Origin of the sequence: Pseudoalteromonas sp. SR41-4 (genome assembly GCF_014163985.1) — a bacterium.
Lineage (GTDB): Bacteria > Pseudomonadota > Gammaproteobacteria > Enterobacterales > Alteromonadaceae > Pseudoalteromonas > Pseudoalteromonas rhizosphaerae.
This window is the reverse complement of the sequence record NZ_JACJEI010000012.1, coordinates 1-12,628: the sequence shown is the minus strand read 5'-3', so window position 1 is coordinate 12,628 and position 12,628 is coordinate 1. Positions and strand designations below refer to the sequence as shown.

Below are 12,628 nucleotides of genomic sequence, written 5' to 3'. Positions count from 1 at the left end.
TTTTTTAAAATGTAATTTAAAGCTGCCATGCATAACTTAATTTAGTAAAGAAAGTACGTTGATCGCGTTCTATACTTTTTAATGAGTCATCTTGATAGCCTTTATCTGAATAACCCAAGTAAAATAATGTTTGTGCGTTAATTTTATATGAGTAAACAAGCTGACTGCCATAATCTCGGTTGATGTGATTTACAGCAAAGTAATAAGCATTTTGATTTCGGTCGATATCTTCAAACTGTATAATCAGTTTCAGCATCGAGCGCATATTAAATTTATAATAAATTCGTAAATCGGTTAGATTCGCTGTAAATACATTTTCACCTTGTGGGTTATCTAAACGGCTATAACTGTGTTCAAGCTGTAGTTGCCAATGATCATTGATGTCCCAGGTAAGTTCTGGCTCTAGAGTAAATAAATCACCTAACTGCTCATTACTGTAATCTATTTTACTACCAAACTCACTATAGAGCGTAATACGTAAATCTTTGCTTGGGTTAAAACCACCATAAATAAAGCCGATATTTTGATTATAAAAATCATCTTTATAGCTCTCATTACGATGGATCAAACCAAACTCTAAGGATGACTGTAATTGGCCTTTTAAAAAAATATACCCTTCGTACTCTTCTTCAAGCAAGCTACCATCTTGCGCCCAGGTTTTGTCCCAATCAACATTATAAGAATATTCGGTTATCATCTCACTTGCGTCTAAGTACCAAGTTTGCCCGCCGCCTAGTAACACTTTTTTATAATCTACTTTTCCTTGATAGCCAACATCGGTACGATAATCCTCACCAATATCTTCGTAACTGGCAAGTAGCTTATAATCCCGTTTCTCGCGAGCAAACTCGATCTTATAAGCTTGATCAGATTGATTTTTCTCCAAGCCATAATTATCAGTTAAAAAAGCGGAGTTTTTAGTATCAGAGGTAGCAACTTGATACAACACACTATCTGTTTGATTAAACCAATAACTACCATCTACCGACAGTACGGTATTGTGATAGTCATTCGCTTCACGGTGGGTGCTCATCACCCCAATAGTGCCCTGCTCGCCAATGTCGTATTGATATCGGCCAACCGCTGACTTTGATTTTTCAGCTAAATTAGCAAAGCCAGAACCTTGGTTAGTCGGTAAAAAAAGACTGGTATTTTCATCATCGGCATACATAAAAGCATAACTATGTGCATCTGTTTTACCGGTTATTTTGGCGCCAATTTCAGGCTCGGCAATTGTACGAGTATATAAAAGCTCAAATAAACTGCTTTTGAAATACGATGCACCATCTAAAAAGAACGGGCGTTTCTCAGCATAATAAATAGAGTATGTGGTATTGACATCCAACTCTAAACTATCGGTCTCTACTTGCGAGAAATCGGGATTAATTGTGGCATTAATAACCGCATCTTGGCTGATCCCCCAACGTAAATCGAGTCCAGCTTCAGTCTCAATATCACCATTTTGCCAATCCCCTGGTACAGCCTCTTTCACATCATTGCGAAGAGCGGTCAAGGTCGGTGTTAATTGAATATTTTTGCTCGGCTCCATGGCATTAAAGCCTGTTATTTTATCAAACTGGCAAAAACTGCATTTCACGTCGCGGTCAAAACCTACATTGGATAATTGATATAAAACATCTCGAGGATAATTACGCCACAGCGCAAACCCCCATGTCATATCGGCTTTATTTTTAGGAAAACGCAATGCAGTGAACGGGATGCGCATCTCTACGGTATAACCTTGGTCAGTTATTTGCCCTGCACTGTCCCAAATCGCATCCCACGATGGGTCTTCAGTCCAGCCATCGGTATCGGTCATGCGCATATCACCTTGTGCACCGAGTGGATTTACGTAAAACTCATAACCTGTTCGCTCATCGTTAAAAGTATCAATCATCAATGCGACATTATCATCCGACCATAATGTATCGCGATCTCGAAGTGCTGCACGTATTTGACTGGGATCATTATCATAAGCAACAAAACCAAGATATAAATAGTTGCCATCTTCATAGATATAAGCGTCTGTTTTTACAGGTGGTATGCCTTTTTCGTTGGGTTCATTTTGATAGCGTAAAGGGATTAAAGTGGCTTGTTGCCAGTGCGGTTCGCTCAACTCACCATCAAGATCAATACCTTGATCAATGTGCGCTAAACTAAATTGTTGTTGCTCAGCGTGTGCAAACGTACTACATAAAGCGAAAGCTAAAACCCAGACAGGTAACGTTATTAATTTTATATACTGCATAAACATCCATTTAATACTCAGTTACTCGGATGAGTAAGTTAAGTAGCAATTGTAATTCACGCAGGTACATTTGTTAATAGTTTGATTGTAAAAATGTTATTTTAATTAACTAATCAAGACAAAAAGCTGAGATTTTAGGTCTCAATTAACTTTAATTTATCGGCCACACCATTCCAGGTATCGGCATCTTCAGGGGCTGGTTTTACATCAGTGATACGCGGCCAAATAAGAGCAAGTTCGGCATTCAGTTCGGTGAATTCTTGTTGCGAATCAGGTAATTCATCTTCTTGATAAATTGCTTCAGCGGGGCATTCTGGAACACATAAACCACAATCAATACAATCAATCGGACTGATCGCCAAGAAATTAGGGCCTTCATAAAACGCATCTGCTGGACACACTGCTACACAGTCAGTGTATTTACACTTTATACAGTTTTCAGTGACTACAAATGCCATTTTAACGTTTGCCTAACATATCTTAATACAGCTGGAGATCATACCCAACCACAGCCAAAATACAATAAATAATCGCTGCCATCGAGGCTTAAATTAACGTAAAATAGTCCGCTATTGTGAGCAACTCGCGTCAGCGACTGCTAAGACACCTAACAGAGACTAAATATGATACGTTTAACAGAAATTAAGCTGCCACTTGATCATGGCGAAGATGCCATAAAGCAAGCAATTATAACTAAACTTGGCATTGATAACAGCCAACTCCATAGCTTTAATGTCTTTAAACGTGGTTACGATGCCCGCAAAAAAACCGCCATTTTACTTATTTATACCCTCGACATTGAGGTTGATAATGAAGCGCAATTATTAATTCAGTTTGCTAAAGACCAACATGTAAAACCAGCCCCTGACACCAGCTATAAATTTGTTGCTCAAGCACCAGCAACAATTCAAGAACGTCCTGTGGTGATAGGCTTTGGCCCTTGTGGACTGTTTGCTGGTTTAATACTGGCGCAAATGGGGTTTAAACCCATTATTTTAGAACGTGGTAAAGAAGTACGTGAACGTACCAAAGACACTTTCGGTTTTTGGCGAAAACGTACTCTAAATACCGAGTCAAACGTGCAATTTGGTGAAGGCGGCGCAGGAACATTCTCTGACGGAAAACTTTACAGCCAAGTTAAAGATCCAAAGCATTATGGTCGTAAAGTGATCACTGAATTTGTAGCTGCGGGCGCACCAGAAGAAATTATGTATGTCAGCAAACCGCATATTGGTACTTTTAAGCTGGTTACGATGATTGAAAAAATGCGTGCAAGTATTGAAGCGCTCGGCGGTGAAATTCGTTTTAGCACCCGCGTTGATGACATCCTACTTGATGATGGCCAAGTAACAGGACTGAAATTATCCTCCGGTGAACAACTTGATACCCGTCATGTTGTGCTTGCGGTAGGTCACAGCGCACGTGATACATTTAAAATGGTATACGATAAAGGGATTTACGTTGAAGCAAAACCGTTTTCAGTTGGTTTTAGAATTGAGCACAAACAATCTATGATCGATGAATGCCGTTTTGGTGATAATGCTGGTAACCCGATCCTTGGCTCTGCAGATTACAAACTGGTTCACCATTGTCAAAGCGGCCGTACTGTTTACAGTTTTTGTATGTGCCCAGGCGGTACTGTGGTTGCAGCAACCTCTGAAGAAGGTCGCGTGGTAACGAATGGCATGAGTCAGTATTCTCGCAGCGAACGCAACGCTAACAGTGCCATTGTTGTGGGGATTTCTCCTGAAGAAGATTTCCCAGGTCATCCATTAGCCGGTATTGATCTGCAGCGAAAACTAGAAGAGCAAGCCTTTGAACTAGGTGGTAGTAATTACGATGCACCGGCACAGTTAATTGGCGACTTCTTGAAAGGTAAAGATTCAAGTGACTTAGGCGATGTAAAGCCTTCATACACACCAGGTATCAAACTCACTGATCTAGCAAATGTGTTACCTAAATATGCAATTGATGCCATTCGTGAAGCAATTCCTGCATTTAATAAGCAAATTCGTGGTTTTTCATCAAACGATGGCTTATTAACGGGCGTTGAAACCCGTACTTCATCACCAATTTGCATTAAACGAGATAAAAGCATGCAAAGTATCAATACCCAAGGCCTATACCCTGCCGGTGAAGGTGCGGGTTATGCAGGTGGTATTCTTTCCGCAGGCATTGACGGTATAAAGGCCGCTGAAGCATTAGCGTTATCTATGCTTGAGAAAAATAGCTAAGTAGTTTTTCACTGTTCACAAAAAAGCCTCATTTATTGAGGCTTTTTGGTGTTAATGACTTAACTTATACCATTATTTCTTTAACGAAAGTTTGGCACCTTTGAGGGTTTTACGTACGTTTGAGATACGTGAACGGTTTTTAGCTCGCGCTTCACCAGTTGCTTGACCTGATGGTTTATTTGAATGGCTACGACGCAAATGCGATGGTTTTTTGCCAATTTTATCAATCAGTACTTCACGGTTACTTACTTCATAACCCGGCAAGTATTCACGCTGAATTTTTTGACCGATTAAGGTTTCAATTTCAAACAACATGTTTTCTTCTTCGCGGCTAACAAATGAGATTGCTTGACCTTGTTTACCGGCACGACCTGTACGACCAATACGGTGTACGTAATCTTCAGCAAGCCATGGTAAGTCAATATTAATTACACGTGGTAGGTCATCAATATCAATCCCGCGAGCGGCAACTTCTGTAGCCACAAGCACACGTACTTTACCCGCTTTGAAATCACTTAATGCACGACGACGGTTACCCTGGGTTTTATCACCATGGCACACAGCAGCCGGGATACCATCTAAGTTTAATTCTTTAACTAGCTCATCAGCCGTTTCTTTCATGTTGACGAACACTAACACTTGCTGCCAGTTTTTCTTACCGATCAATTCAGAAAGCAGCTCTTGTTTACGGCGCTCTTCAACTGGATAAACCACGTGATGAACGGTTGCAGCAGTGCTGTTGGTTTGATCAACACGGACAATTTCAGCTTGCTTGAGTACTTTGCTAGCAAACTGTTTAATTGCCGCTGGGAATGTTGCAGAGAACAACAAAATTTGGCGATCTTCAGCACAGCCATTGATCACTGTTTGCATATCACCAATAAAGCCCATATCAAGCATACGGTCAGCTTCATCGAGCACAAGATGTTGTACGTCAGCAAGGCTTAGATTACCTAAACGAATATGATCCAGTAAACGACCCGGTGTTGCGACTACGATATCGACACCCGCTTTTAAGCCATTAACTTGACCTACCGTACTAACACCGCCAAATAAACTCACAGTTTTAAGCTTGGTGTACTTTGCAAAATCAGTAAAATTATTGGCAATTTGCTCTGCAAGCTCACGGGTTGGTGCTAGCACTAAGGCACGTGGCGCATTAGTTTTTGTGTATTCAACTTCAGATAATTTTTGAATAATTGGTAAAGCAAAAGCAGCTGTCTTACCGGTGCCTGTTTGGGCACTGGCTAAAACATCTTTGCCTTTACGTACTGCTGGAATAGCATTACGTTGAATGGGCGTAAGGGTGTGATAGTTAAGTTCATCTAACGCCTGAAGAAGTTCAGGGGCAAAACTAAAAGATTTAAAATTCATGCTGTATAACCTGCGGCCACATTATCAAGGGTCGCAAATTATACAGCAATTTAAGGCAAACAGTTAGTTTTTAAATATATAAACCAACTAGAATTACCTTTTCTCTTCTACAGCCATTTTTGTGTTTGACCTTTTCAAAGCATACTTTGCTAAGCAATAACAACAATGGTTGGCGATCTTTTAAAGCCCAAACTAAATTATGGCAGAATAATTGTATTTTCTAAATTTAATGGTGTGGCTTTAGAGCCACCTACAACAGCAACATCATCAAGTTGATTGATCAACGTAACCCCTTGCACTTGCTGCTGCTCATTTAATGGCACATAAGGTAATCTAAATACAGGCTTGACTGCACCTGTCATCATCAATGCAGTATTAATTGCAATTGGATTTGGCTCACAGAACAACCAACTGATCAAAGGTTGTAATGACGCGTTCAGCGCGTCGCTTTTGCTGTCCATTAATTGACGATACAAACCAGGAATTAAATTAGAGGTTACCGAGATCACGCCATGCGCTTTATAAGTATGGCGAGCATCATGTGCTTCATCGTCATTACCAGACCAACAAGCAATGCCTTGTTGCTCATAGTGATTAATGCGCTCATTACCACCGCACTCTTTAACACCTATAAAATTTTCGTGTTGTGCTAACGGTTCAATTATATCAGGGGTTAAATCTTGTCCTGTACGCCCTGCTACGTTATAGATAAACGCAGGACCAATTGCCAGCACTCGTTTGAAGTGTTCAATCACACCGGCAATCGATGTGCGGCCATAATAAGGGTTAATTTGTAGCGCTGCGTCCATACCGCTGGCAAAGCCATACTCAGTCGCTTTAACGGCTTCGCGGGTATTGTTACTGCCAGTGTTCCCAACAATCACCAACTTATCTGCATACTTATTAACGCTGTGCGCAATCAGCATTAAATGCTCTTCCCAGTTCATTAACTGGCCTTCACCTGTGGTTCCACCGACCACAATACCATCAACACCGGCGGCGATCTGCTGTTCAACTAAATAATCATAGGTGGCTAAGTCAATTTCACCACTGGCTAAATAAGGCGTTTTAATTGCTGTGATGAGGCTTGCTTGTTTAATTTGTTCTAGGGTGCGCATAAAAAATTAATCTTAAAAAAACTTGCCGTAGTTGTAACATAAAAGCAGGCGTTTTCCGAGTGTTGCATAACTAATTAATTAAATTACTTGTGTTGTAGAGGTGCTTAGTCCAAAATAAACAGCTGTATAAATAAACAGTATATTTATTTTCTAACCTTGAGTGCACTTTTATGCGTTTATCACGATTTTTAGCAACCCATTTTTATCACAGCGAAGAGCTTTGTCATGCCTTAGCAATCGATGAAGATACTCTTGCAATTTGGCAACAAAACGGGTTATTTCCAAAACCCAGTTACTGTATTAAAAATCAGCTTAGTTGTAGCTCTTACTCTGGTTTATATGAATGCGAAGAATACGACGACTTCTATCCACGAGGATGCGTTAACTGGGGACAAGGCTTAGCCAAGCAAAAAATTGATTCATCCAGTCAAGCCTTCAACTACTTTGCACAGCAATACAGTGCAAGTTTAACGAAGTTAGCTCAACAAGGATTTGAATTTAACGAAGAGCTATTTGGTTGTGAATTAGAAGAGCACCTGCAACAAGTATGGCAACAATTTTTATGCAGTAAATACGGTGTGCTAACTCAAAATGGCTTAATTGAAGAAATCGCCGCCGTTGATATTGGTCGCTTAGTTGTAGATGATATAACCGAATTACGCACAAAGCCAAACCTCACACAAGCAGAGCGAAGCAAATTACACCCTGCTTTAAAACTATTAAATCGCGCGCTTAGTCATGGTGCCGAACACGAAAAACAACATACCCTTCGTGCCCGTTATATTGATGCACTGGTGCTTAAATATGATTTGTCGGTTAAGTAAAGAAGAAAAGGTGCGAGGGGAAAGGTTTTAGGTTTTAGGAAAAACAATAGTGCCGTATCACAGTTTTGCATAAATGTAATCGCAATATGATGATTTTTAAGAGTACTGTAACCAAACTTACTGAATGAGTACTTTGAGCGCGAGGCAGATGGCCACTCTAGCGCGTTTTTGGACAGTTATGAGTTAGAGTCGACGGGCGGTTCGGTGCCATGAGCAGACACTGAAGATCTTTAATGTCTGAAATCAAGATTTGGGTGATGCCAATCATACTCATTGCTAGGTCACAAAAAGTGGAACGCCAAGAAAAGCTCGCATGGATAGTCGTCTGTTTGTTTATTAGTTGGTTTTGTTTACTCTTATTTATGTTGATTGCACCACTTAAGCCTAATCAAAAATAGTAATTTGGTGTTGTTCGCGTGTTAAATTAGGTTTTGATTAATGGCTTTTATAACGGCCTGAGTGCGGTCTTTTACGTCTAATTTGGCAAGAATTTGTGACACATGATTACGAATAGTCCCCTCAGAGTTATCTAATTTTTTGGCAATCACTTTGTTTGGCATACCTAAAGACAAACACTGCAATACGGTTTGTTCTTTGTCCGTTAAGCAGAGCTGAGGGCTTAGTTGCTTTTTGAGTAAAAAGTCAGTCACCGCACTTTGCAATACTCGCTCTCCTGCAACGACCTGCTTTATAGCACTAATGAGTTCTTCAAGTTCAATGTTTTTAAGCACATACCCACGAGCACCTAGATTAAGGGCTTTGACTAATACATCACAATCTTCAAATGTGGTAATGATCAGCACGGGGGTTTTATCACCCTTCTCGCGCATTTTTTGCAGCACGCCGAGCCCATCTAAATTCGGCATTCTCATATCGAGTAAAGCAATGTCAAAACTATGCTCAGCTAATAGTGCAACCGCTTGCAAGCCATCTTCAGCTTGGGCTTCTATATCAATGGCGCTATCGAGGTTAAGTAAATTAGCGAGGCCTAAACGAACCAAGGTCTGATCTTCAACTAGTAGGCACTTTATCATGGCTTTTTTCTTCTAAATTTAGTGGTAATGTCATGGTATTGATCAGTGTTTCTTGCTCAAGATGTTGTGAAAATTCACCGCCAAATTGTGCCATTCGTTCATTTAATCCTGCTAATCCGTTCCCTTGTTTTGGTAAATGGGTCTCTGGTTGATTGTGATACGCTTTTGCAATTAACAGCGGGTGTTGGCCAACGTGAGAGACATTCACATGCAAAGTAAAATGGTTTGCTTGGGTATGTTTAAGGGTGTTGCTGATCATCTCTTGGGTAAAGCGCAATACACACAGGGCGTAGTCTTGAGGGAGCTGCTCTGTCTCCTTACTTAGTTGGAGATCACAGTGTAAATTAGGTGTTAGTTCGCAAATGGCCTCAATAGCTTGCTTAAGTATCGTTTTGTCATTGCGTTGAGTGGAAACGATTTCGCGTACTTCTGCCAATACTTCTTGGCTAAGTTGGTGGCAAAGAGACAGGGTTTCAACGGTGGCTTCATTTGCTGCTCTTTTAGCAAAATCTAAATTAATGCTTAGAGCGGTAAGCTTATGGCCGAGTGAGTCATGGAGCTCGCGTGATATATTTTGTCGTTCTTGCGCTGCATGCATCGCCCCCATCATGTGTTGGGTGGCTTTTAACTCTTTGTAGTTTTGGCGGGATTGGTAATGTGTATTTAAACTTTCGACAATACGCCGGCTAACAAACCAATTCATCAAACAAAAGAAGAACCAAACTGTAAACGTGATCCAAGGAATGCCATTTTCCCAGCGCGAATAATGCGTTAAACCATACACCAGCATGGCGGCCACAACACAAGCCAGTATTTTTGGAAGCGAAAAATGAGGACTAAAAACCGCTGTGAACATCACTAGGTGGATAAAAACTAAGGACGTTGAACTCAGTTGTATCATGGCCAAAATAAGCAAGAAATAGCCAAGCGCTGCGCCGTGAACAAATTTGTTGGGCTGTTTTAACACATACAGCAAAATGGCTAAAATGGAACCACTTACTATGATTTGCAAATATAGTGCTAATTCTGAGTTTGCATAATAGGCACACGCTGATGTCACCCCAAGCCACGATGCCAATGTTGAAAAATGCCAATCGGTTGTATGTCGTATAGTTGATTCCATTACTGCGGCCATATTTTTTTGGCTATTATTGCAGAATTCGCGTTGTAAAAACAGTGACATCTGTCATAGATCGGGCTATGAGCTTTGTGACTAGTGCCATTAAACTTCATTCATTTATGCTTTATTAATAAAAGTTAGTTGGGCATATTAATGAATAAAGACAGTCGATTACATTACATTGATAATTTACGCAGCCTCGCGCTATTGCTCGGCATTGTATTTCATGCCGCTTTAGCCTACAGTCCGTTTTTTGGTAATATTTGGTTTACAGCAGACCCAAGCAAACATGGTCTATTTGATTATATTACGCATACGCTGCACTTATTTCGGATGCCGTTATTTTTTATTATTGCAGGGTTTTGCAGTGCGTTATTAATAGGTCAATCGAGCAACGCGCGATTTTTACGCCATCGCAGTCAACATATATTACTGCCTTTTATTGTATTTTTACCGTTAAGCTTTGTTATTTACTACCATGCCTTGAGTTTTGGGGCCGATATAGCTAATCCAATACCGCCAATTTTTGCTGTGTTTCAAGTCATTAAAGAGCCTGTTGTTAGCACTATGCACTTATGGTTTTTGTGGAATTTATATCAGTTTTGCTTAATTCATTGGTTGTTGAAAACAACTAACTTATTAGGTAATAAATTCGATGGGCTTAGCGCTCACCCTTTATTTATGTGGGTTGTACTTCCCATCGTGTTAACGCTTTCTTTGATGGGGCAATCTATTCCATTTCCTGCTCCCGATAAACTCACGCCACAGTTGTGGTCGTATGGTTTTTACGGCAGTTTTTATTGCTTAGGAGTGGGGCTTAATAAAAAACAACAGCTCATTTCGTCATATCATAAGTACTTATGGCCTCTTATTTTAGGTGTTGCAATATCACTGACTGGTTATTTTTCTCTATTACCAGCCGCACCAAGCTTAGATGAAGTGATTGCTGCCGCAACTTCGGGTTATTTTGCCGCAGCGAGAGAGCTATATGTATTGCATGTTTTATCACAAGGACTGAGTATTATTTTGTTAACCGCCATAACGTTTTTACTTGGGCATCGCTTTTTAAATCACAAAAGTAAGCTCAGTCGCAGCATATCAAATGCATCATATTGGATTTATTTAATACATGCGCCAGTGCTGATTTATATTCAGATGCCATTGATTAATACTAATTTGCCAGTTTTAGTAAAGTTTGTAATTAGCGTGGTTGTTACATTACTTATAGGTCAAATAAGTTATTTATTATTAGTTAAAAATACGTGGTTGGGCGCACTACTTAACGGTAGGCAAACCAAGAGAAAGATAATACAGTCAGCTTAAATGTCGTCACTTGGTAATGACTTAAAAGCAGCAAAACTGAAACATTAAGAGCTACATAAAGGGATACTATTATGCATTCAAAAACAATCAAGTCGACAATCGCAACGATTCAACAAGGGGCAATCAAAGCCGACGGCAGATTTTGGCTAACCAACACCGATATTCATTTTGCACCGTTTAATGCGCAATTTGGGTTAGGACCTTATATGTTTACACGGCGTGAAATTGTAAAAGTGAGTAAGTGTACTGGTAAAGTTGCGGGTATTTTGTCTTATACACGTGATGCAATTGAAATCGTTTTAAAAGATGGTAATAAATATCAATTCATTGTGTCGAATCCAATAGAGTGGATTAAATTAATTAACCAATAGTTTAAAGCACAAACGCTGGTAGTCCATAAAAGTAACTATTGTTTTATTAATGTATCTAATAATGCACGATAAAATATGCCACTATTTTATTGGGCATAGAGTAAGCACATGGATTTGATAAAAACGCTTTTGCTTAAGCTCCGTTTAGGTAAAAAAGCCGAACCCCTCATCGTTTTAGGGAAAAAACTATCAAACAACAATAACGTGGTAGTTAAGTCGCTTGAGTTATATTGGTTTTCGCCTGAAGCATATTTCGACGATATCAGTGAGTTTGAGAAAGACAATTGTTTTATTGAATCTGTAGATGATATAACCCCTGTTGATGCATTGGTGAGAGCGCTGAGTAGTGCAAATGCCGTTGTTTGTGTTGATAATCGCTCTGAGCCTTTGCTTGTTTTGCCACTATTACAAAAGCTCGTGCCCATTCGTTTTGAAAAAGCCAACGAGGGCAAATCTAAGCCAACGAGGATCAAATCTTGACTTCAGACATCAAAACTTTTGATTGACTGCTTCGCTCTAAGTCGACCTATAGAGTATTTACGTTAACTCATAAAGGGGCAGAAACGATTTACGCTTGAAGGTACGTTTTTGGCACTTTTCTACCTATCAAAAATAGAGCTATTCGTCATTTTCACTGGTTTTTATTCGATGGCTCAGATAACCACCAAACAACTCCTTGCTCTTTTCGTTAAAACTTGTTGCTGCTTGTAATTGTTTACGCATTATCCATCATTAGATCACGCTTATTGTCCAAGGGGCTACGCTGTCGCAATGGTCTATGTGATACCGTACTGGTTTTGTTCTTTGTCGCGCTCTGCTGCGAAGGTGCATTAAAATAAGCTCAAGCTATCTTAACTTTATACCAATCGTGTTAAGTTACTGACCATTTATAGCGACAGATAAATACAGTGATAACAAGGCGTAAATTTTGACATGTAGTTGTTCTACTTGAAAAAATTATAACGCAGTTAGCGCTTTATTT

General features: G+C 39.9%; 12 protein-coding genes. 6 read left to right on the top strand and 6 right to left on the bottom strand.

Going from position 1 to position 12,628, the window contains the following annotated elements; translation table 11 throughout:
* Positions 1-16: 16 nt before the first annotated feature.
* The gene (locus H5180_RS11255; RefSeq protein ID WP_182758254.1) at positions 17-2,248 is read right to left on the bottom strand and encodes a carbohydrate binding family 9 domain-containing protein; all 2,232 of its coding nucleotides are present in this window, start codon (positions 2,246-2,248) and stop codon (positions 17-19) included.
* A gap of 134 nt (positions 2,249-2,382) precedes the next feature.
* On the bottom strand, positions 2,383-2,706 hold the full coding sequence (gene fdxA / locus H5180_RS11250; protein ID WP_145235999.1) for a ferredoxin FdxA: 324 nt from the start codon (positions 2,704-2,706) through the stop codon (positions 2,383-2,385).
* A 165-nt stretch (positions 2,707-2,871) separates the two neighbouring features.
* Between fdxA and H5180_RS11245 the strand changes: the two genes are divergently transcribed.
* On the top strand, positions 2,872-4,482 hold the full coding sequence (locus H5180_RS11245; RefSeq protein ID WP_182758253.1) for an NAD(P)/FAD-dependent oxidoreductase: 1,611 nt from the start codon (positions 2,872-2,874) through the stop codon (positions 4,480-4,482).
* A gap of 72 nt (positions 4,483-4,554) precedes the next feature.
* On the opposite strand, the gene H5180_RS11240 is transcribed toward H5180_RS11245, so the two are convergent.
* Together H5180_RS11240 and dapA are read right to left on the bottom strand one after the other, a co-directional pair.
* On the bottom strand, positions 4,555-5,856 hold the full coding sequence (locus tag H5180_RS11240) for a DEAD/DEAH box helicase (RefSeq protein ID WP_182758252.1): 1,302 nt from the start codon (positions 5,854-5,856) through the stop codon (positions 4,555-4,557).
* 197 nt (positions 5,857-6,053) lie between these two features.
* Positions 6,054-6,974 (bottom strand): 4-hydroxy-tetrahydrodipicolinate synthase, encoded by a 921-nt coding sequence (dapA, locus tag H5180_RS11235; RefSeq protein ID WP_182719557.1) that lies wholly within the window; start codon positions 6,972-6,974, stop codon positions 6,054-6,056.
* 170 nt (positions 6,975-7,144) lie between these two features.
* On the opposite strand from dapA, the gene H5180_RS11230 reads away from it, so the two are divergent.
* Positions 7,145-7,798 (top strand): DUF6058 family natural product biosynthesis protein, encoded by a 654-nt coding sequence (locus H5180_RS11230; RefSeq protein WP_145236013.1) that lies wholly within the window; start codon positions 7,145-7,147, stop codon positions 7,796-7,798.
* A gap of 233 nt (positions 7,799-8,031) precedes the next feature.
* Complete coding sequence (locus H5180_RS11225) at positions 8,032-8,196, top strand: hypothetical protein (RefSeq protein ID WP_182758289.1); 165 nt, start codon at positions 8,032-8,034, stop codon at positions 8,194-8,196.
* A 21-nt stretch (positions 8,197-8,217) separates the two neighbouring features.
* Here the strand turns inward: H5180_RS11225 and H5180_RS11220 are convergent, their stop codons facing one another.
* Both H5180_RS11220 and H5180_RS11215 read right to left on the bottom strand, forming a co-directional pair.
* Entirely contained in the window at positions 8,218-8,832 is a 615-nt protein-coding gene (locus tag H5180_RS11220) for a response regulator transcription factor (protein WP_004589566.1), read from the bottom strand.
* Positions 8,810-9,955, bottom strand: a complete 1,146-nt coding sequence (locus H5180_RS11215; RefSeq protein WP_182758251.1) for a sensor histidine kinase — start codon at positions 9,953-9,955, stop codon at positions 8,810-8,812. The genes H5180_RS11220 and H5180_RS11215 overlap by 23 nt, the downstream gene beginning before the upstream one ends.
* A 150-nt stretch (positions 9,956-10,105) precedes the next feature.
* Here H5180_RS11215 and H5180_RS11210 point away from each other — a divergent pair, with 150 nt between their 5' ends.
* The 3 genes from H5180_RS11210 to H5180_RS11200 all read left to right on the top strand — a co-directional run bounded on the left by H5180_RS11210 (position 10,106) and on the right by H5180_RS11200 (position 12,126).
* Positions 10,106-11,275 carry an acyltransferase family protein gene (locus tag H5180_RS11210; protein WP_182758250.1) on the top strand — a complete coding sequence of 390 codons (1,170 nt, stop codon included), beginning with the start codon at positions 10,106-10,108 and terminating at the stop codon, positions 11,273-11,275.
* 71 nt (positions 11,276-11,346) lie between these two features.
* Entirely contained in the window at positions 11,347-11,646 is a 300-nt protein-coding gene (locus H5180_RS11205; RefSeq protein WP_182758249.1) for a hypothetical protein, read from the top strand.
* A gap of 108 nt (positions 11,647-11,754) precedes the next feature.
* Positions 11,755-12,126 carry a hypothetical protein gene (locus tag H5180_RS11200; protein WP_182758248.1) on the top strand — a complete coding sequence of 124 codons (372 nt, stop codon included), beginning with the start codon at positions 11,755-11,757 and terminating at the stop codon, positions 12,124-12,126.
* Positions 12,127-12,628 lie beyond the last annotated feature (502 nt).

Coding starts and splice junctions, on each gene's coding strand:
- dapA (WP_182719557.1), bottom strand. CDS start 6,974: ATGCGCACCCTAGAACAAATTAAACAAGCAAGCCTCATCACAGCAATT.
- H5180_RS11225 (WP_182758289.1), top strand. CDS start 8,032: ATGTCTGAAATCAAGATTTGGGTGATGCCAATCATACTCATTGCTAGG.
- H5180_RS11200 (WP_182758248.1), top strand. CDS start 11,755: ATGGATTTGATAAAAACGCTTTTGCTTAAGCTCCGTTTAGGTAAAAAA.
- H5180_RS11220 (WP_004589566.1), bottom strand. CDS start 8,832: ATGATAAAGTGCCTACTAGTTGAAGATCAGACCTTGGTTCGTTTAGGC.
- H5180_RS11215 (WP_182758251.1), bottom strand. CDS start 9,955: ATGGAATCAACTATACGACATACAACCGATTGGCATTTTTCAACATTG.
- H5180_RS11240 (WP_182758252.1), bottom strand. CDS start 5,856: ATGAATTTTAAATCTTTTAGTTTTGCCCCTGAACTTCTTCAGGCGTTA.
- H5180_RS11210 (WP_182758250.1), top strand. CDS start 10,106: ATGAATAAAGACAGTCGATTACATTACATTGATAATTTACGCAGCCTC.
- H5180_RS11245 (WP_182758253.1), top strand. CDS start 2,872: ATGATACGTTTAACAGAAATTAAGCTGCCACTTGATCATGGCGAAGAT.
- fdxA (WP_145235999.1), bottom strand. CDS start 2,706: ATGGCATTTGTAGTCACTGAAAACTGTATAAAGTGTAAATACACTGAC.
- H5180_RS11205 (WP_182758249.1), top strand. CDS start 11,347: ATGCATTCAAAAACAATCAAGTCGACAATCGCAACGATTCAACAAGGG.
- H5180_RS11230 (WP_145236013.1), top strand. CDS start 7,145: ATGCGTTTATCACGATTTTTAGCAACCCATTTTTATCACAGCGAAGAG.
- H5180_RS11255 (WP_182758254.1), bottom strand. CDS start 2,248: ATGCAGTATATAAAATTAATAACGTTACCTGTCTGGGTTTTAGCTTTC.